15 protein-coding genes are annotated in these 19,973 nt (G+C 71.0%); 9 read left to right on the top strand and 6 right to left on the bottom strand.

Annotation, left to right across the window (positions count from 1 at the left end; genetic code table 11):
• Nucleotides 1-196 precede the first annotated feature (196 nt).
• Genes J2Y49_RS00930 through J2Y49_RS00940 form a run of 3 tightly spaced genes read left to right on the top strand, consistent with a single transcriptional unit; the run spans nucleotide 197 to nucleotide 3,321 of the window.
• Complete coding sequence (locus tag J2Y49_RS00930) at nucleotides 197-337, top strand: hypothetical protein (protein WP_167331734.1); 141 nt, start codon at nucleotides 197-199, stop codon at nucleotides 335-337.
• Entirely contained in the window at nucleotides 318-2,288 is a 1,971-nt protein-coding gene (locus J2Y49_RS00935; protein ID WP_310111042.1) for a hypothetical protein, read from the top strand. The genes J2Y49_RS00930 and J2Y49_RS00935 overlap by 20 nt, the downstream gene beginning before the upstream one ends.
• A gap of 28 nt (nucleotides 2,289-2,316) precedes the next feature.
• A complete protein-coding gene (locus J2Y49_RS00940) occupies nucleotides 2,317-3,321 on the top strand; it encodes a site-specific tyrosine recombinase XerD (RefSeq protein WP_310111045.1) in 1,005 nt (334 codons plus the stop codon).
• Nucleotides 3,322-3,551: 230 nt separating this feature from the next.
• On the opposite strand, the gene J2Y49_RS00945 is transcribed toward J2Y49_RS00940, so the two are convergent.
• The 5 genes from J2Y49_RS00945 to coaBC form a co-directional block, all read right to left on the bottom strand.
• Nucleotides 3,552-3,863 carry a polyhydroxyalkanoic acid system family protein gene (locus J2Y49_RS00945; protein ID WP_310111048.1) on the bottom strand — a complete coding sequence of 104 codons (312 nt, stop codon included), beginning with the start codon at nucleotides 3,861-3,863 and terminating at the stop codon, nucleotides 3,552-3,554.
• Between the two features lie 70 nt (nucleotides 3,864-3,933).
• A complete protein-coding gene (locus J2Y49_RS00950; RefSeq protein WP_310111051.1) occupies nucleotides 3,934-6,210 on the bottom strand; it encodes a PAS-domain containing protein in 2,277 nt (758 codons plus the stop codon).
• A 173-nt stretch (nucleotides 6,211-6,383) separates the two neighbouring features.
• On the bottom strand, nucleotides 6,384-10,058 hold the full coding sequence (locus J2Y49_RS00955) for an ATP-binding protein (RefSeq protein WP_310111054.1): 3,675 nt from the start codon (nucleotides 10,056-10,058) through the stop codon (nucleotides 6,384-6,386).
• Between the two features lie 131 nt (nucleotides 10,059-10,189).
• The gene (gene dut / locus J2Y49_RS00960) at nucleotides 10,190-10,645 is read right to left on the bottom strand and encodes a dUTP diphosphatase (protein WP_310111057.1); all 456 of its coding nucleotides are present in this window, start codon (nucleotides 10,643-10,645) and stop codon (nucleotides 10,190-10,192) included.
• 158 nt (nucleotides 10,646-10,803) lie between these two features.
• On the bottom strand, nucleotides 10,804-12,027 hold the full coding sequence (gene coaBC / locus J2Y49_RS00965) for a bifunctional phosphopantothenoylcysteine decarboxylase/phosphopantothenate--cysteine ligase CoaBC (protein ID WP_310111060.1): 1,224 nt from the start codon (nucleotides 12,025-12,027) through the stop codon (nucleotides 10,804-10,806).
• A gap of 237 nt (nucleotides 12,028-12,264) precedes the next feature.
• Here coaBC and J2Y49_RS00970 point away from each other — a divergent pair, with 237 nt between their 5' ends.
• Complete coding sequence (locus J2Y49_RS00970) at nucleotides 12,265-13,686, top strand: sigma-54 dependent transcriptional regulator (protein WP_310111063.1); 1,422 nt, start codon at nucleotides 12,265-12,267, stop codon at nucleotides 13,684-13,686.
• Nucleotides 13,687-13,975: 289 nt separating this feature from the next.
• Nucleotides 13,976-14,185, top strand: coding sequence for a cold-shock protein (locus tag J2Y49_RS00975; RefSeq protein WP_109152670.1), 210 nt, complete (start codon nucleotides 13,976-13,978; stop codon nucleotides 14,183-14,185).
• A gap of 15 nt (nucleotides 14,186-14,200) precedes the next feature.
• Here the strand turns inward: J2Y49_RS00975 and J2Y49_RS00980 are convergent, their stop codons facing one another.
• Nucleotides 14,201-15,076, bottom strand: coding sequence for a response regulator (locus J2Y49_RS00980; protein WP_310111076.1), 876 nt, complete (start codon nucleotides 15,074-15,076; stop codon nucleotides 14,201-14,203).
• Between the two features lie 235 nt (nucleotides 15,077-15,311).
• Here J2Y49_RS00980 and trpB point away from each other — a divergent pair, with 235 nt between their 5' ends.
• The 4 genes from trpB (at nucleotide 15,312) to J2Y49_RS01000 (ending at nucleotide 19,944) form a co-directional block, all read left to right on the top strand.
• Nucleotides 15,312-16,529, top strand: a complete 1,218-nt coding sequence (trpB, locus tag J2Y49_RS00985) for a tryptophan synthase subunit beta (RefSeq protein ID WP_310111078.1) — start codon at nucleotides 15,312-15,314, stop codon at nucleotides 16,527-16,529.
• The gene (gene trpA, locus J2Y49_RS00990) at nucleotides 16,526-17,368 is read left to right on the top strand and encodes a tryptophan synthase subunit alpha (protein WP_310111081.1); all 843 of its coding nucleotides are present in this window, start codon (nucleotides 16,526-16,528) and stop codon (nucleotides 17,366-17,368) included. The genes trpB and trpA overlap by 4 nt, the downstream gene beginning before the upstream one ends.
• Before the next feature lie 155 nt (nucleotides 17,369-17,523).
• A complete protein-coding gene (gene accD / locus J2Y49_RS00995) occupies nucleotides 17,524-18,549 on the top strand; it encodes an acetyl-CoA carboxylase, carboxyltransferase subunit beta (RefSeq protein WP_310111083.1) in 1,026 nt (341 codons plus the stop codon).
• A gap of 33 nt (nucleotides 18,550-18,582) precedes the next feature.
• Nucleotides 18,583-19,944, top strand: coding sequence for a folylpolyglutamate synthase/dihydrofolate synthase family protein (locus J2Y49_RS01000; RefSeq protein WP_310111086.1), 1,362 nt, complete (start codon nucleotides 18,583-18,585; stop codon nucleotides 19,942-19,944).
• Nucleotides 19,945-19,973: the final 29 nt, after the last annotated feature.

The following is a 19,973-nucleotide window of genomic DNA, read 5'->3' on the forward strand; positions in this document are numbered from 1 at the left end:
GGTCCAACCTGTGGCTACACTGCGCCGCCGCCGAACGGTGTCTCCGTCGGCGGTGCTCCCGGTCGCCGGGTCCGCCTGCGGCCGGGGTGCGGATGCTTTAGCAGAAAAGCCATTGCTTGTCCCAAGCCCTGCGACCGCGGGGCGTGGTAGCTCCGCTCCGATCCGCTGTTTTCCGACACAACGCGTCCTTGGTGCCATGAGCCGGTTTCTCTCGATCCTCATCGTCCTGCTGTTGCTGGTGATCGCCGGTGGCATGGTTTTCCTCGCCTCGTGGGACCTGCCGGCTCCATCGAAGACGGTGGAGAAGGTTCTGCCGGATGAGCGCTTCCCGCGCTGAACCCCGACCATCGGCCGGGGCCGTTCCGCATTCGGGCCCCCCGCTTTCGGCCACCCTGCTGCTGGCCGGACTGCTGGCGGCCGGCTGGACGGCCACCGGCTGGATGGCGTCCGCCGCGGCACAGGTCGTCGGCCCGCCGATCCGGCTGACGCCTGATGCCGGAATGCAGGCGCCTGCTTCCTCCCGGTCTCCCTCTCCGACCCCTGCCGCGGCACCTGCGGCTGCGCCCGCCGTCGTGCCGGCCTACCCGCCCGCGGTCACTCCGCCGCCCGCCGTCTCCCCCGTGGTGGCGCGGCCGGCGCCGGTCGCCCGCGAGGCGCTGGGTGCACCCGATCCCGACGGGGCTGGCACGCTGGGTGGACTGCAGGGGTTGGGTGCCGACCCCTGGCGCGGCATCGGCCGCGCGGAGCTTCTGCCGCTGATCGCCGCTCTTCCTGTCGACACCCCCTCCCCCGCCGTCAAGGCCCTGGAACGCCGGCTGCTGCTGAGCGCCGGGTCGCCCGCCGCCGCGGAGGGAGAGGTGCCGCCACCCCGCCGGTTCGGCGCGCTCCGCATCGAAAAGCTGGCGCGGATCGGCGATCCCGCCGGGGCGGCCGATCTGGCGGCCCTGCTGCCCGCGGCGCTGGCGGCGGACGAGGCGGCGGCGAAGGCGCTGACCGATGCGGAACTGGTGCGCGGCGGCCTGGACTGCACGCGCGCGCTCGCCCGCGGCAAGAGCTTCGCCTCCGCCTACTGGACCAGGCTGGCGCTGTTCTGCCACGCCCGTGTCGGCAACCGCGCCGGCACGGACGAAGCGTTGACGACCCTGCGGAGCGGCGGCCGGCGGTCCGACCCGTTCCTGATGGTGGCCGACGCCCTGGCCGGCGCCGCCCCGCCCCCTGCCCGCACGCTGATCCTGCAGGGCGACCCCGAGGGGCTGGCGCTGACGCTGGCCGCCATGCGGACGGCGCGGATCGGGATTCCGCCCGACCGGCTGCCGCTGGACAACCTGCCGGCCCTGGCCGCCATCGCCACCAACCCGTCCACCGATCCCGCCACCCGCGCCGCTGCCGGGGAACGGGCGGCGGCTTCCCTGTTCCTCGACGCCCGCCAGCTGCTCGACCTCTATGTCCAGGTGCCGCCGTCAGGCGATGAACTGCTGCGGATCAGGGATATCGCCCGGCGCGACCGCGGCGCCCGCACCCGCGCCCTGGTCCATCAGGCGATGGCGGCGGCGATGGACGGGCAGCGCCGCCTCGCGCTGGCCTCCCTGGCGGTGGAGCTGGTCGACCCGCGCCTGCGCGCCGGGCCGGTCGGCGGCGCCGCGGCCGGGCTGCTCGACACCGTGTCGCCAAGCGGGGACGCCGCGCCCCTGGCCCCGGCGGCGGCACGGCTCTATTACGCGCAGGGCCGGCTCGATCAGGCGCGGCGCTGGCATGATCTGGCCCTGCGCAGCGGGCGGAGCGCCGACACCGCCTGGCTGTGGCCGCTGGCGGTCGTGGCGACAGGGCGCGGCGCCGAGGATCCGCGCGCGCTGGCCGCCTGGCTGGAGGAGGCGCTGCGCGGTGCCGATACGCAGGCCCGCAGCCGCATCGCCGGACAGCTCGCCCTTCTGCAGGCGACGGGCGTGATGGTACCGGACGAGGCCTGGATGCAGGCCACCGACGGCGCCGGTCCGCCCAGCGGCAGCGATGCCGGGGTCGATCCGACGCTGTGGCAGCGGCTGGGCGATGCCGCCGCCGGCGGGCGGGTCGGCGAGACGGTGGTCGCCGCCCTGCTCCTGCTGGGGGAGGCCGGGCCTGCCGGCCTGCCTCCGGTGGTCACCGCGCGGGTGGCGGCCAACCTGAAGGCGGTGGGGCTGGAGCAGGACGCCCGCGCCCTTGTCCGCGAGGCGATGGCGGCCATCGCCGGACCCGCCGCACCCGATCCCGCCCTTTCCGCCCCCGCCCTTTCCGACCGGGGCGCGCAATGACCTCATGCACCGAAAGCCTGCCACCACGATGACCGCCCCCAAGAGTCCCGCCAACAAGCGGCGGGGCCGGCCATGCAAGCCGCGCCCGCTCGCCACCTCCCCGCATCTGGACGCCTTCCTCGACATGCTGACGGCGGAGCGCGGGGCGGCGGTGAACACGCGGCTGGCCTATGAGCGCGACCTTGCCGACCTGGGACGTTGGCTCGCCCAGCGCAGCGTGGCGCTGGAAGCGGCGGGCACCGAGGATCTGCGGGCCTATCTGGCGGTGCAAAGCAAGGACGGCGCCCCGCGGACGGTGGCGCGTCGGCTGTCGGCGATGCGGCAGTTCTACCGGTTCCTGCTGTCGGAAGGCCGGCGGGTCGACGATCCCGCCTCCCCGCTCGACAGTCCCAAGCAGGGCCGGCCGCTGCCCAAGATCCTGACCGAGGCGGAGGTCGGCGCCATGCTGTCCACCGCCGAGGCGCGCGGCGGGCCGGAGGGGCTGCGGCTGGTGGCGCTGCTGGAGGTGCTCTACGCCACCGGCCTGCGCGTGTCGGAACTGGTCGGCCTGCCGATGGCCGCCATCATGCGCGACGGCCGCGGCCTGCTGGTGCGCGGCAAGGGCGGCAAGGAGCGGATGGTCCCGCTGTCCGACCCGGCGCTGGCGGCGCTGGCCGCCTATATTCCGCTGCGCGGCCACTTCATTCCGCCGGCCGCCGGTGCCGAGGCCGGGCACAGCCCCTTCCTCTTCCCGTCACGCATCTCCGCCGAAGGGCACCTGACCCGCCAGCGCTTCGCCCAGCTGCTGAAGCAGTTGGCCATCGATTCCGGAATCGATCCGGAGAAGGTCAGTCCGCACGTGCTGCGCCACGCCTTCGCCACCCATCTGCTGGACCATGGCGCCGACCTGCGTTCCGTCCAGAAGATGCTGGGCCATGCCGACATCGCGACGACGCAGATCTACACCCATGTGGTGACGGAACGGCTGAAGAAGGTCATGCACGACCACCACCCGCTCGCACGCCGCAGGGTGGAAGAGCCTTCGGAGGGGTGATGGAGGTAAGGATGGGGTGGGAGGTGCGGGCTTCGATTGCCCCCTCCTAACCTCCCCCGCTTCGCAGGGGAGGCACTGCCGCCGCCTTCCTGATCAAGCACTTGCTCCCTCCCCTGCCCGGCTCTCGCACAAAGCTCCGCTTTGTGCTGACGCGGCAGGCGGACCATAGGTCCGCTGAGAGCGGGGGAGGGTTGGGGTGGGGCATCGTCAGCCGACACCTCCCCCGCTCCTTACTTCTTCTCCAGCATCAGCGTGCCCTGGCGGGACACCTTGTTCTTGATCTTGTCGGCCAGCAGGGCGAGCGCCCAGGGCAGTTGAACCTCCATCTCGACGCTGTCGTCCAGCACGTCGATGTGGCCGGCGATGGTCTGGGCCAGCGCCACGACGCGGAAGTTCAGGCGGTCGTCGGTCCAGCTGTCGTCGACGCTGGCCGCCACGGCGCTGAGACGGGCCCTCGCCTCGCCCATGCCGTCGACCAGCCGGCGCTTGGCCTCCGCCCGGCCGAGCGAATGGGGGATGGACAGGGTCAGGGGCTTGGGCATCGTCGGCGGCTCCGCACTGCACGGGATCGGGTGGACAAGGATAACGCCGGCGGCGGGTCTTGGGTCCCGGTCACCCGGCCTTCACGCCGTTGGCGGGCGCGCGCACCGGCATGATGCAGCGGACATGGGCGCTGCGGTAGACGCCGGTGCCGCCCGATTCGTCCAGCTCCAGCCGGCCGCCATGCAGCTCCATCACGTTGCGCGCCAGAGAGACGCCGAGTGCGGCCGCGCCCTGCGGATCGGCGTCCGGCGGGGCGGCGCCGCTGACCGACAGGGTGATGCTGCCGTTCAGCCGTTCGCCGGCCAGCCGGATGCGGCGGTCGGCCGGCGGGTTGCGGATGGCGCCGACCACCAGGGTGAACAGCGCCTGCTTCAGCCGCTTGCCGTCGCCCTCGATCTCGCCCAGCGCCTCCGGCGCCAAGACCTCCATGCGCAGCCCTTCGCGCCGGGCCCATTCGCGGGTGAGGCTGGCCACCGAGTCGAGCAGGTCGGGCAGGCTGACCGTCTCACGCTCCAGCGTGGTCACGCCGGCCCCGAGGCTGGTCAGGTCGACGACGTCGTCGATCAGTTCCAGCAACCGCTCCCCGGCCGTCAGCATGCTGCGCACATATTCCATCTGCCGGGCGTTGAGCTCGCCGAAATACTGGTTCGCCAGAACCTCGGCGAAGCCGATGATGCCGTTCAGCGGCGTGCGCAGATGGTGGGAGACGTTGGCGATGAACTCGCTCTTCAGCTGGTCGGCGGCCTCCAGCGCCGCGTTGGAGGCGCGCAGCGCCGTCTCCAGCCGGGCGCCGTCGGTCACGTCCAGATAGCTGTTCAGCACCGCCCCGTCGGGCAGCGGCAGGGTGGAGAACTCCACCACCGACCCGTCGCTGCGCTCCACCCGGCCGGAGCGGACGCTGCGTTCCAGCGTGGCGCCGATCAGCTCCTCCTTCAGGGCTTCCCAGCCGGAGGCGGCCTCTCCCGGCTTGTCCGGCGGCGCGATCTCCAACAGCGGGCGCATGCGCTCGAAGACATCGGCGATGTGCGGTTCGCCATGCAGGTCGCCGTCCGCCAAATCCCAGATGCGGGCAAAGGCCGGGTTGGACAGCTTCAGCCGGCCGTCGCCGCCGAACACCGCGATGCCCTCCGCCAGATTGTCCAGCGTCTCCTGCTGCACGGCCATCAGCGTGTTGTAGGAGGATTCCAGCGCCAGCGTGTTGGTCACGTCCTCCAGGATGGTGATCAGCCCGCCCTGGGGGTGGGGGGCGGCCAGATGGCGCAGCGTGGTGCCGTCGGGCAGGTGCAGCATCTCCTCCACCGGCTCCACCAGATGGGTGTAGCGGGTCAGGCGTTCGCGCTTGAAGGTCTGGTAGTCGGCGTATTCCGGCAGTCGGCGGCGGGCGCGCAGCTCCTCCAGCAACTCGGCATTGGTGGGCTCGGTGCGCAGCCACGCCTCGTCCAGGTCCCACAGCCGGGCATAGGCCTGGTTGAAGAAGGTCAGGCGGGTGTCGGGGCCGAAAATTGCGATGGCGGTGCCCAGCCGCTCCAGCACCTCCGCATGCGCCGTCAGGTGGCGGTCCAGTTCGCCGCGCAGCTCCTCCAGCGGGGTCAGGTCCAGGGCATAGCCGACCACCAGCGTGCCGCCGCCGTCGGTCAGCGGCAGCGGCGCCTCCGTCACCTCCAGCAGGCGGCGTTCGGTGCCGATCACCACGGGTGCGCGGTCGGACTGGGCGAAGCCGCCGCTGCGCGCCCGTTCGGCCAGAGCCGGGCCGGTGGCGGTCAGTTCCCGCCCCTCCGTCACCACGCTGTCCGGATCGCTGTCGACGGCGCGGGCATAGGCGCGGTTGCACCAGGACAGCCGTAACGAGCGGTCGCGCATCCACACCGGGATCGGCAGGGCGTCGGCCATCGCCTGCAGCTCCGCAAGGCGGGAGCGGGCGACCCCGGTTTCCGTCTCGTGACGGCGGTTCGCGTCCTGAACGGCGTCGCGGGCGACGGTGACGTCCTCGACCCACACCACGTCGCAGCAGCTGTCGCCGGCACAGCCGCGCCGGCCGGTCAGCATCAGCCGCCGGCCATCCGGCGCCAATCCTTCGCAGCGGAAAGGCTCGCCATCGCGGCGCAGGCAGGCAAGGGCGGCGGCGAAATCGGGCGACGACACCGCGTCCGGCAGGGCGTCGGCCTTGGAGATGCCCAGCAGGGCCGCCGCCTCGTCCGACAGGGCGCCCCCGCCCGATTCGGTCCAGGCGCACCAGGGGTAGGGAGAGGCGGCGAGCATCGCCCGCCAGCGGTCGCGGTCTGCGGCTGCATGTTCGGCCTCGCGCCGGGTTTCCTTGTTCCAAAAGAAGCCAGCGAAACCGACCACGCTTTCCACCCCCGGATCGCCGGGGCTTGGCGATGGCCCGGCTGAATCAGTCGAAATGAATCAGGATATCCAGAGTAGTTCAGCCATACCCCACCGACAAGCAACTCGCGTCCACCGTGCGTCTTTTCGGGTTGCCGCTCCCGTCCAGGTAGATTTCGCCCCAACACGTCCGGTCACGCCATGCTCTCTTCCGGCTGGGGCACCGTCTCTTTCGTGTGGCGCAGCGCGTGAATCGCTTTTTCGACCTCCGGGAAGGCCGCTGCCATCGCGTGGGCATGGCGTTCCACCTCCTCCAGCTGCGCGTTCACGATCGCGCGCTCCAGCGCGGTGCAGGCGGCGGCCAACAGCCGCGCGCCCGCGGTGCGTGCCGCCCCGGCGGCGGAATGGGCGGCCGCCCGCGCCTCCTCCATCTCCCCGGCGTCGAGCGCCTGCCGCACCCGGTCCAGGGTGGGCCGCGTCGTTTCGATGAAGAAGTCCATCATGTCCAGCGTGCCGCCATCGATGCCGTCCTCCCGGCCTCCGCCGAAGGTCTCGCGCAGATGGTCGAGGTCGAGCACCGGCAGGGCCGATTCGTCCGGCGGACGGGTGGGTTGCGGTCCCTGCGGCTCCTTCGTCTCCGGCGGGCGGGGAGGGGCGTCGAGCCGCCGGGCCAGAACCTGCGACAGCTGGGCCAGCGTCACCGGCTTGGCGAGGTAATCGTCCATGCCGGCGGCCAGACAGCGCTCCATCTCGCCGGACAGCGCATTGGCGGTCATGGCGACGATGGCGGTGCGCCGGCCGGTCCCGTCCTCCTCCGCCCGAATGCGGCGGGCAAGCTCGTAGCCGTCCATCACCGGCATGTGGCAGTCGGTGATGACCAGCCGGTGGCGGCCGGCGCGCCATGCCGCCAGCGCCTGCTCCCCATCGGCGGCCAAATCCACCGCGCAGCCCAGTCGGCGCAGCTGGCGCAGGACGACCTGCTGGTTGGTCGGATGGTCTTCCGCCACCAGGACCGGGCCGTGGGCCGGCGGACTGTCCCGCTCTCCCGCTCCGGTGCGGGCCGGGATAAGGAGCGGCGGACCTGACCGCTCCACTTCGGTATCCACGACACCGGCCCGGTCGGCGTCGGGTGCGGCACGGCCGGTCAGGAGGGCGGCGGCGCGGATCAGGGCGGCGCGGTGGACCGGCTGGGCCAGCCCGCCCGGTCCGCCGTGGGGCGAAGCGACCGCGGGGCCGTTCCCCCGTCCGTCGCCCAGCAGCAGCCGCGGCAGTCCGGGTCCGCAGGCACCGGCCAGCGGTTCCAGCCGTCCGGCCATCGCCCCGCTTGTGACCAGCAGCCCCACCCCCCCGCGTCCCAGGCGGGAGGCCGCATCGGCCACCGTGGCGGCGTCGGTCACCGTCGCCCCGCCCTGCTCCAGGTAGCGGGCCAGCACGTCGCGCTGCACCTCGTCCTCGTCGGCGACCAGCACGGCCAGTCCGGCCAGCGGCGCCGGGGCCGGCAAGGTGGGATCCTCCCCCCGCGGCAGGTCCACCGTGAACCAGAAGGTCGACCCTCGGCCGGGCACCGACTCGACACCGATCCGTCCGCCCATCCGTTCGATCAGCCGGGTGCAGATCGCCAGCCCCAGCCCGGTGCCGCCGAAGCGCCGGGTGGTGGAGCTGTCGGCCTGGCTGAAGGGTTGGAACAGCCGGGCCTGCCCCTCCGGCCCGATGCCGATGCCGGTGTCCTCCACCGCCACATGCAGGCGCACTTGGTTTTGGCATGTGGACCCGGCGGCATCGACGCGCAGCACCACCCGGCCGCGGTCGGTGAACTTGATGGCGTTGCCAGCCAGGTTGAACAGGATCTGGCGCAGCCGGCCGGAATCGCCGCGCAGCCGCGCCGGCACCGACCGGTCGATGTCGCAGATCAGCGCCAGCCCCTTCTGGTGGGCCTGGGGCGCCAGCAGGTCGGCCACCCCCTCCACCAGTTCGGCCGGGCGCAGGTCAAGTTCCTCCAGGTCCAGCTTCCCGGCCTCGATCTTCGACAAATCCAGGATGTCGTCGATGATCCGCAGCAGTGCGGCCCCGCTCTCCCGCATGGTGGAGACCAGCGTGCGCTGCTCCTCGTCCAGCGGGGTCAGCGCCATCAGCTCCAGCATGCCGAGCACGCCGTTCATGGGCGTGCGGATCTCGTGGCTCATGGTCGCCAGGAATTCCGCCTTCGAGCGGGCGGCGATCTCCGCCTGTTCCTTGGCGGCGCGCAGCGCCTCTTCCGCCTGCTTGCGCGCGGTGATGTCGTAGCTCCAGGCCAGCACCGCCGGCTCACCTTCGAAGCTGGTGCGCTGGAGCGTCTGCAGGGCCCAGACCCGGCTGCCGTCCGGCCGGTCGACCGCGACCTCCGCGTCGCGCACCACCACGCCGCCGGCCTCTGCCTCCACCTCCTGCCCTGGGGACCGCCCCGCTCCGCCCCGGCTGATGCTGGCGCCCGGCAGGGCCAGCGCGTGGCGGCTGCCGATGAACGCGTCCAGCGGCCGGCCGGCCAGCTCGGCGGCGCGGGCGTTGGCGAAGGCGACGGTCCCGTCGGTGCGGCCGATGGAGACGCCGACCGGGCTCTGTTCCAGAATGGTGCGCAGCCGCCGCTCGCCGTCGGCCAGTGCGCTTTCGCGGGCGCGGATGGTGGTGACGAAATAGGCCAGCGCGCGCGCCATCTCGCCGATCTCGTCCCGGCTGCCGGACGGGGTGGCCGGGGGCAGGTCGAGGTCGGGCATCGCCGCCGGCTCGGCCGTCTCCACCGCCTGCATGGCGCTGCGCAGCCGGCGCAGCCGCGCCACCACGTTGCGGTGGATGTAGGCGAAAATCGCGGCGGCGCCCAGGATCGACAGCAGCGCCATGGCGACCACCGCCCGCTCGCCGTCGCGGATCACCCGCTCGAATTCGGATGAGCGATGGGCGACGTCCTGCTCCACCGCCAGGAAATAGTCGGACACGATGCCGACCAACTGGTCCGACACCGCCTGATTGCGGGCCGCGGACCGCTTGACCGCCCGCTGCAACGACAGCTCCGCCGCGCGCAGGGTGAACAGGGGGGATCGCCCGAAGGCCGCCTCCTCCACCTCGCGCTGCAGCGGCTGCAGCCGGGCGGCGCGGTCCGGCGGCAGCAGGGCCAGCGCCGCGGCGGCATTGTCCAGCGCCATGCGGGTCTCGGCCTGGAATCCGTCCAACTGGCCGTCTCGGTCGGCGCGCAGGGCGGCCAGCAGCGTGGTGGCCGCCGCGGTCAGGTCCCGGCGCCAGCGTTCCAGCGCGTCGCGGCTGCGCTCCGCCGCCTCGGCATCCGGAAGGCCGGAGCGCGTCTCCATCGGCCAGGGCGCCTCCTCCTCCCGCGACTCGGCAGCGCCGAGCCGGCCGGTCAGGGCGGCCAGGGCCTGGGCGCGGGCGTTGGTCTCTGCGGTCAGGGCAAGTTGCTGCCGGACCTGGGCGTTCAGGGTCAGCAGCGTGCCGACCAGTTCGTTCTTGCGGCGGTCGAGTTCGCCCAGATCGGCCTGACCGCCATTTGTCTGGCCGGCATTTCCCTGGCCGCCGCTCCCTTGCCCGCCGTGTGCGATCAGCCGGGCCATCAACTGTTCCAGCCGGACGATCTGGTCGCCCATCCGCGCCATCACCGCCTCGCGCGCGGTCTGGTCCGGGGCGGCGACCAGGGCGGGGGCGATGGCGGCCACGGCGCCGCTCTGCTGCACCAGCTGCGCGGCGGCGACCAGCCCCGGCACCTTGGCCGTGGCGATCTGCTCGTACCCCTGGTGGAAGCGGGAAAACAGCGAGACGGCGACGACGCTGGTCGCCGCGGCCAGCCCGCCGATGACCGTCAATCCCGCCAGGATGCGGAACGCCACGCTCCGCCGGGGACTCCGCATGACCACCCCCTCGCCCGCCGCCAGTGCCGGAGGGGGTGCTTCGCCCGCTGCGTCATACCCCTTCCGGCGCGGCGATCATGCCACAGAAACGAAGGCGGGGGATGGAGTTCTCAGGCGACGCCGGTGGACCCGAACCCGCCGGTGCCGCGCGCGGTCTCGTCCAGAGATCCGACCTCCACCAGCGCCGCCTGGGGGGCCTGGGCGATCACCGCCTGGGCGATGCGGTCGCCACGGGCGATGGTGAAGGGCTCTTCCCCCAGATTGATCAGGCAGACGCCGACCGGCCCGCGATAGTCGCAGTCGACGGTGCCCGGCGTGTTCAGCACCGTGACGCCGTTCTTCACCGCCAGACCGGAGCGCGGCCGGATCTGCATCTCCCATCCCGCCGGCAGCCCGACGGCGAAGCCGGTCTGCACCAGCATCCGCTTGCCAGGATCCAGAACGGCGGGCTCATCCGCCGGCACCGCGGCGCGCAGGTCGAACCCCGCCGCTCCCTCGGTGGCATAGGAGGGGAGCGGCAGGTCGTCGTTGCCGGGCAGGCGGAGGAAGGCGACGGTGGGGGACATGGGGGATCCTGTGGTTGGTGAGGTTCAGGCTTACGATGCCCCACCTAACCTCCCCCGCTCTCAGCGGACCTACGGTCCGCCTGCCGCGTCAGCACAAAGCGAAGCTTTGTGCGAGAGCTGGGCGGGGGGAGGGTCGGGGAGGGGGCACTGGGTAGACGCTACTTTCCTGCGAAATGCCCCGCCACCGCCTCGGCGAGCCGGGCGGCGACGGCGTCCTTGGGCATGGTGGGCCAGGACTCGACCCCGTCGGCGCGGATCAGGTGGACGGTGTTGTCGCTGCCGCCGAAGGTGCCGGTGCCGGGGGAGACGTCGTTGGCGACGATCCAGTCGCAGCCCTTCCGGGCGCGCTTGGCGGTGGCGTAGGCCAGCACGTCGCCGGTCTCCGCCGCGAAGCCGACCACCAGCACAGGGCGGCGCCCGCCGGGCCGGGACAGGGTGGCAAGGATGTCGGGGTTCTCGGTCAGGGCCAGCGCCGGCGGGCCGCCGCCGTCCTTCTTCATCTTGCGGTCGGACGCGCCCTCGACGCGCCAGTCGGCGACCGCGGCGGCACAGACCGCGATGTCGGCGGGCAGCGCCGCCTCGCAGGCCGCCAGCATCTCGCGCGCCGTCTCGATATGGACGACGCTGCAGCCGGGCGGGTCGGGCAGGCGGGTCGGGCCGCTGACCAGCGTCACCGCCGCCCCCAGCTTCGCCAGGGCGGCGGCGATGGCATGCCCCTGCTTGCCCGACGAGCGGTTGGCGATGTAGCGCACCGGGTCGATCGGCTCGTGCGTCGGGCCGCTGGTGACGATGGCCCGGCGCCCGGCGAGGGGGCGGTGCGCGTCCTCCGCGAAGATCTCCGCGATGGCGTCGATGATCTCGATCGGCTCGGCCATGCGGCCGGGGCCGTATTCGTTGCAGGCCATCACACCCTCGTTCGGGCCGACGCTCCGCACGCCGCGGCTTTCCAGCAGTGCCATGTTGGCCTGGGTCGCGGCATGCTGCCACATGCGCACATTCATGGCGGGGGCGACCAGCACCGGCTTGTCGGTGGCCAGCAGGACGGTGGCGGCCAGATCGTCGGCCATGCCGGCCGCCATGCGCGCCAGCAGGTTGGCGGTGGCCGGCGCCACCACCAGCAGGTCGGCCTCGCGCGACAGGCGGATGTGGCCCATCTCCGATTCGTCGGTCAGCGACCACAGGTCCCGGTAGACGGTGTCCTCGGTCAACGCCTGCACGGACAACGGCGTGACGAAGCGGGCGCCGGCCTCGGTCAGCACCACGCGCACCGTCACGCCCCGTTCGCGCAGGCGACGGATCAGGTCCAGGCTCTTGTAGGCGGCAATGCCGCCGGCGATGACCAGCAGCACGCGCTTGCCGGCCAGAATGGCGTGATCGGCCATGGCCACCCCCCCTCTTCCCGACGCCCCTTCCGGACGCCCTGATGCCCGCTGCTGATAGTTCATCGCGCCTCCCCCGGCAAGCGGCGGCACCGCGACATATCCGGTCCGGCAGAGATATCCCGGCGGTGATATCGATGCACTCACCGGCCCGCGCATGCGCGTGGGGGTGGGATTTTCAGAAATATCTGTTAGACAATACGGGCAGCCCCGCCCCTACCTCTGCGTGTCGACCACAGCATGCCGCCCGGTTCCATCCCCGTCCTGCTGATCGAAGACACGCCGTCGCTGGCCCGTGTCTATGCGGAATACCTGAAGAAGGAATCCCACACCGTCATCTCGGTGGAGACGGGGGCCGACGCGCTGGCGCAGCTGAACGACGGCGCGCCCAAGGTGGTGCTGCTGGACCTGCAGCTGCCGGACATGAACGGGATGGAGGTGCTGAAACGCATCGACACCCAGGCCCTGCCCTGCGCGGTCATCGTCATCACCGCCCACGGCTCGGTGAAGGCGGCGGTGGAGGCGATGCGCTACGGCGCCTATGATTTCCTGGTGAAGCCCTTCTCCGCCGACCGGCTGGTGGTGACGGTCCGCAACGCCATGGAGCGGCTGCGGCTGGCCCAGCTGGTCGACACCTTCGAGAAGGATCTGAACCGCGCCCGCTACCACGGCTTCATCGGTTCGTCGCTGGCGATGCAGGCGGTCTATCGCATCGTCGACAGCGCCGCCTCCTCGCGCGCGACCGTCTTCATCACCGGCGAGTCGGGCACCGGCAAGGAGGTCTGCGCCGAGGCGATCCACCGCCAGAGCCAGCGGGCGGCAAGGCCCTTCATCGCCATCAACTGCGGCGCCATCCCGAAGGATCTCATGGAAAGCGAGATCTTCGGCCATGTGAAGGGCAGCTTCACCGGGGCGGTGTCCGACCGCGAGGGCGCGGCGGCGCGCGCCGACGGCGGCACCCTGTTCCTGGACGAGATCTGCGAACTGGCGCCCGACCTGCAGACCAAGCTGCTGCGCTTCATCCAGACCGGCACCTTCACCCCCGTCGGCGGGTCGAAGCTGGAGAAGGTCGATTTGCGCATCGTCTGCGCCACCAACCGCGACCCCCTGCGCGAGGTGGAGGAGGGGCGGTTCCGCGAGGATCTGTACTACCGCCTGCATGTGATTCCCATCCACCTGCCGCCGCTGCGCGAGCGCGAGGACGACGTGCTGGAGATCGCCCGCCATTATCTGGCGGAATTCGCGAAGGAGGAGAAGAAGGGCTTCACCAGCTTCTCCCCCGAAGCGCGACAGGCGCTGCGCCACTACCACTGGCCGGGCAATGTCCGGCAGCTGCAGAATGTCGTGCGCATCGTCGCGGTCCTGCATGACGGCGACACGGTGACGCCGGAGATGCTGCCGCCGCCGCTGGGCGCGCCGCAGCCGCTGGTTCCCGCCGCCGCGCCCGTCCCGGCCACGGCCGGTGCCGCCCCTGCGCCGCGCCCGCATGTCCCGCCCTCTCCGGATTCCATCAAGCCGCTGTGGGAGGTGGAGAAGGACGCCATCGAGGACGCCATCGCCGCCTGCGAGGGCAACATCCCGCGCGCCGCCGCCCTGTTGCAGATCAGCGCCTCGACGATCTACCGCAAACGTCTTGCCTGGCAAGCCGAAGGAAAACTCTAAGCCTTTATTTCGGCAAGGATATGCGGCCGGCTCTCACGGCCCCCCAAGAAACGGGCTAATACCCTTCGACAAAGCACCGTCGCCTTGGTCGTAATTCCACTCCGGACTTGGCCGTCGTTAGTCCTATGCCGTGAGATGGAATTGCCCGCAACCACAGCATGCGGCTAGCCTCCCCGCACAATGTCTTGGTTCCGCTTGCCCGGCAGACCTCATGGCGCGGCCGATGCCGGCGATTCCGGACCAATCCGTTTTGCTAAAGACTTGTCTCGCAGTGACTAGGGGGAGGCTCATGACCAACGGCACCGTAAAATGGTTCAACACCACCAAAGGGTACGGCTTCATCGCGCCGGAGGCCGGTTCGAAGGACGTGTTCGTGCATATCACCGCGGTCCAGCGCTCCGGCCTGCATGCCCTGTCGGAAGGCCAGCGCGTTCAGTTCGAGGTGGAGCGCGGCAACAACGGCAAGGATTCCGCGGTGAACATCAGCGTCGTCGAGTGACGGATCCCCGCTGAGTCAGACCGGATACCCGGCGGCGCGGTAGGCCGCGATGGCGTCCCCGGCCAGCCGGGGAATCTCGCCGCGCAGCCTCTCCACCGTGTCCGCCGCCCCGTCTCCCTCCCCGCCCCCTTGCCCTTCCGCCCCTTCCGCACCAAGCGAGGCCCGGCAGGCCATCTCCAACGCACGGGCGGCGCTGCACAGGGCGCGGGCGCCGAAGGTCCCGGCGGTGCTTTTCAGCGTGTGCGCCTCGCGTGTCAGCACGGCGCGGTCGGTCTCCTCCGTGATGCGCGCCACCCGTTCCTGCGTTTCCTCCACGAACTGCCGCAGCACGTCGGCCAGCAGGTCCGCCTCCAGATCCTGGGCCAGCTGGGCCAGCACCTCGCGGTCCAGCACCTCGCCCGCCGCTTCGGGAGCTGCCGCTGCGCAGGGGCCGAAGCCGGCCGATCCGTCGGCGGACGGCTCGGAGCGCTGGGACGCGCGCAGCCATTTCTCCACCGTCTCCAGCAGCAACGCCCGGTCCACCGGCTTGGCGACATGGTCGTTCATGCCGGCGTCCTGGCAGCGGACGCGGTCGGCCTCCTCGGTGTCGGCGGTCATGGCGACCACCGGCACCCGGCCGGCCGGCCCCGGCAGGTCGCGCAGCAGCCGCGTGGCGGTCAGCCCGTCCATCTCCGGCATCGACAAATCCATCAGGATCAGGTCATAGCCGCCGGCCTGCGCCGCCATCACCGCTTCCAGCCCATTGTTGGCGGTGTCGGCGCGGTGGCCGGCCTGGGCGAGGATGGCGGTGACCAGCATCTGGTTCAGCGGACTGTCCTCCACCACCAGAATCCGGCGGGGAACCGGCTGGAGCTCCGTGGGGAGAGGCGATGGCGGCGTCCGCTGCGTCATCGGAAGCATGCTCCGCAATAAAGGAGGCGCCAGTGTAAGGGCGCGGCCTTGTCCATGCAAAGCCCCGCTCCATGTTTGCGGACGGGTGGAAATCACGGATTTCCGTGGCCCGGCGCTTCAAATCGGCGCGTCCCACCGGTATGGTGGCGCGCTTGGCCGGCGTCCGGACCCGATGCCGCCCGCAAGACCGAGCCCTATCCCGGCTTTCCTTCGACTTCAGGCAGTGCCGCAGACGATGACCAAACTGAACACCTACCGCTCCGGTCCCGACGAGCGCGGGCATTTCGGAATCTTTGGCGGCCGTTTCGTCGCCGAGACGCTGATGCCCCTGATCCTGGAGGTCGAGAAGGCCTATCGCGAGGCGCGGGCCGATCCCGCCTTCGAAGGCGAGATGCGCCAGCAGCTGAAGCAGTATGTCGGCCGCCCCAACCCGCTCTATTACGCCGAGCGCCTGACCGAGCAGCTGGGCGGGGCCAAGATCTACTTCAAGCGCGAGGAGCTGAACCACACCGGCGCGCACAAGATCAACAACTGCATCGGCCAGATCCTGCTGGCCCGCCGCATGGGCAAGACCCGCATCATCGCCGAGACGGGCGCTGGCCAGCATGGCGTGGCGACCGCGACGGTCTGCGCGCTCTACGACATGCCCTGCGTCATCTACATGGGCGAGACCGACATCGCCCGCCAGCAGCCCAACGTCTTCCGCATGAAGCTGCTGGGCGCCGAGGTCCGCCCCGTGACATCGGGCAGCGGTACGCTGAAGGACGCGATGAACGAGGCGCTGCGCGACTGGGTCACCAATGTCGCCGACACCTTCTACATCATCGGCACCGCCGCCGGCCCGCATCCCTACCCCGCCATGGTCCGCGACTTCCAGTCGGTGATCGGCGACGAGGTGCGCACCCAGATGCAGGAACAGGAAGGCCGCCTGCCTGACAGCCTCGTCGCCTGTGTCGGCGGTGGGTCCAACGCCATCGGCCTGTTCCACCCCTTCCTGGACGACTCGTCGGTGCAGATGATCGGCGTCGAAGCCGCCGGCCGCGGGATCGAGAAGGGGCCGCTCGACCATGCCGCCTCGATCAACGGCGGCCGTCCCGGCGTGTTGCACGGCAACCGCACCTACCTGCTGCAGGACGACGACGGCCAGATCCTGGAAGGCCACTCGATCTCCGCCGGCCTCGACTATCCCGGCATCGGGCCGGAGCACAGCTGGCTGCATGACGTCGGCCGCGTCGAATATGCCTATGCCACCGACCAGGAGGCGCTGGACGCCTTCCAGCTCTGCGCCCGCACCGAGGGCATCATTCCGGCGCTTGAATCCGCCCACGGCCTTGCCGAGGTGATCAAGCGCGCACCGAAACTGCCCAAGGACCACCTGATGGTGCTGTGCCTGTCGGGCCGCGGCGACAAGGACATCTTCTCCGTCGCCAAGCATCTGGGAGTGGAACTGTGAGTGCCGACATCCTGGCCGATGGCCGCATCGCCCGCCGTTTTGCCGCGCTGAAGGCGGAGGGCCGCGCCGGTCTGGTCACCTTCATCACCGCCGGCGACCCCGATCCCGCCGTCTCGCAAGGACTGCTGAACGGCCTGCCGGCGGCCGGCGCCGACCTGATCGAACTCGGCATGCCCTTCACCGACCCGATGGCCGACGGCCCGGCGATCCAGGCCTCCTCGCTGCGTGCGCTGAAGGCCGGGATGACGGTGCGCAAGACGCTGGAGATGGTGCGCGGCTTCCGCAAGCAGGACGCCGACACGCCGATCATCCTGATGGGCTATTTCAACCCGATCCACGCCTATGGGGTGGAGCCCTTCCTGGCCGCCGCGCGCGAGGCCGGGGTGGACGGTCTGATCGTCGTCGACCTGCCGCCGGAAGAGGACGAGGAGCTGTGCATCCCGGCGGTGGAGGCGGGCATCAGCTTCGTCCGCCTGACCACGCCGACCACCGACGAGGCGCGCATGCCCATGGTGATGCGCAACACCTCCGGCTTCGTCTATTACGTGTCGATCGCCGGCATCACCGGCACTGCCAGCGCGTCGAACACCGCCATCGACGCGGCGGTCGCCCGGTTGAAGCGCCACACCGACCTGCCGGTCGCCGTCGGCTTCGGCATCAAGTCGCCGGACCAGGCCGCCGAGGTCGCCCGCGTCGCCGATGCCGCCGTGGTGGGCTCGGCCATCGTCACCCGTCTGGCCGACAGCCTGGCCGCCGGGGTCGACGGGGCGGTGGCGGTCGAGGACGTGCTTGGCTTCGTCGGCGAACTGGCGGCCGGGGTGCGCGCGGCGCGGGGGTGAGGGACGGACGGTTTACAACGACGACAAACAGCTTTACGACACCTGCAACACGATCGCTCATGGCGACGAACGGCTGAAGAGCCCGGTGCGGCACGGACCCGATGTCCAGCCGGCGCCGGGCTTCGGCATACCGCCATGTCGTTGAAAGGCGTTCCATGAACTGGCTTACCAACTACGTCCGTCCCAAGATCCGCGCGCTCTACGCCCGCAAGGAAGTGCCCGACAACCTCTGGCACAAGTGCCCGAGCTGCGAGTCGATGCTGTTCCATCGCGAGCTGGAAGAGAACCTGCACGTCTGCCAGCATTGCGGCTTCCACATGCGGCTGGACCCCATCAAGCGTCTGGAGTCGATGTTCGACGACGGCGCCTACGAGGGTGTCGAGCTGCCGAAGTCGGTCGCCGATCCGCTGAAGTTCCGCGACCAGAAGCGCTACACCGACCGCCTGAAGGAAGCCCAGACCAAGACCGGCCGCACCGACGCCATCGTGGTGGGCGAGGGGCGGATCGGCGGCCATGCCGCCGTGGTCGCCGCCTTCGACTTCGGCTTCATGGGCGGGTCGATGGGCATCGCCGTCGGCGAAGGGTTGCTGACCGCCGCCCGTCTGGCGGTGGCGAAGAACGCGCCGCTGATCGTGGTTCCGGCGTCGGGCGGCGCCCGCATGCAGGAAGGCATCCTGTCGCTGATGCAGATGCCGCGCACCACCATCGCCGTGGAGATGGTCAAGGAAGCCGGCCTGCCCTACATCGTGGTACTGACCGACCCGACCACCGGCGGCGTCACCGCCAGCTTCGCCATGCTGGGCGACATCCACATCGCCGAGAAGGGCGCGCAGATCGGCTTCGCCGGTGCCCGCGTGATCGAGAGCACGATCCGCGAGACCCTGCCGGAAGGCTTCCAGCGCTCCGAATATCTGCTGGAACACGGCATGGTCGACATGGTCGTCCACCGTCGCGACCTGCGGCCGACGCTGGTCCGCACCATCGGCCTGCTGATGACCCCGCGCATCGACGCGGTGGTGGAGGACCTCGACCTGACTGCCGTCCAGGCGGCCGACGGCGAGCCGGCCCAGATGCCCCAGTTGGCGACGCAGCCGGCCACGCAGGCCACCGCGGCCCAGCCGGTCGCGACGCAGCAGGCGTCTTCCCAGCCGGCGGCTCCGGTCCAGGCCGGCGACGACTGACCGCCAACCCCCAGTCCCCGACCAGAGACGATCATGACCGACGCCTCCCTTCCGCTGGCCAATCCGCCCGCCCGGCCGGCCGCGACCCGTTCCGACCCGGTGTTGGACCGGTTGAAGGGGCTTCATCCCAAGGTCATCGACCTGTCGCTGGATAGGGTGCACCGTCTGCTGGCGGCGTTGGACCATCCGGAGCGGAAGCTGCCGCCGGTGGTCCATGTCGCCGGTACCAACGGCAAGGGATCGACGGTCGCCTTCCTGCGCGCGATGCTGGAGGCGGCCGGTTACCGCGTCCATGTCTACACTTCGCCGCACCTCGTGCGCTTTCACGAGCGCATCCGGCTTGCCGGGCGGCTGATCGACGACGACCATCTGGCCGCCCTGCTGGAGGAGTGCGAGATCGCCAATGCCGGCAACCCGATCACCTTCTTCGAGGTGACGACGGTCGCCGCCTTCCTCGCCTTCGCCCGCGTCCCGGCCGACGTGGTCCTGCTGGAGACCGGGCTGGGCGGGCGGCTGGACGCCACCAATGTGGTGGCGAAGCCGGCGGTGACGGCGATCACCCGCATCTCCTACGACCACCGCCAGTTCCTGGGCGACTCGCTGCTGGAGATCGGCAGCGAGAAGGCCGGCATCTTCAAGCCGGGCGTCCCGGTCGTGCTGGCCCCGCAGCCGGAGGCCGACGCGCTCAGAGCGCTGAAGCTGCGCGCCAACGCCATCGCCGCCCCCATCCAGAGCTGGTCTGTGCAGGAGCGACCGGACGGCTTCCGTTTCGAAAGCGCCAAACGGCAGCTCGACCTGCCGATGCCGGGGCTGGCCGGCGTCCACCAGATCACCAATGCCGGCGTCGCCATCGCCTGTCTGGACCACCTGCCGCTGGCCGTGGACGACGAGGCGGTGCGCAGGGGGCTCGCCACCGTCGAATGGCCGGCCCGGCTGCAGCGCCTGACCCGCGGCCCGCTGGCCGAAAGCCTGCCGCCGGGCTGGGAACTTTGGCTGGACGGCGGCCACAACGATTCGGCGGGTGAGGTGCTGGCCCGGCAGGCGGTCGACTGGTCGCGCGGCCAGCCCGGCAACGGTCGATCGGAGGACTTTCCTGCCCTGCCGTTGTTCGTGATCTACGGCATGCTGTCCAGCAAGGACCCGTTCGAGTTCCTCGGCCCGCTGGCTCCCTTCACCCATTCCCTGCGCGCAGTGGCGATCCCCGGCGAGGAAGCCAGCTTCACCGCGGAGGAGTCCTGCGAGACTGCCAAACTCTGCGGCATCCGCGACCATGCGGCCGCCGATGGCGTGGAGTCCGCCCTGGCAGACCTCGTGGCCAATCGTCCGGGACCGGCGCGCGTCCTGATCTGCGGCTCGCTCTATCTGGCCGGGACGGTGCTGGCGGAGAACGGCTGAGATCCGTCATTGTCGGGAGGCGGGTTTTT

The organism is Azospirillum sp. BE72 (assembly GCF_031455875.1).
Lineage (GTDB): Bacteria > Pseudomonadota > Alphaproteobacteria > Azospirillales > Azospirillaceae > Azospirillum.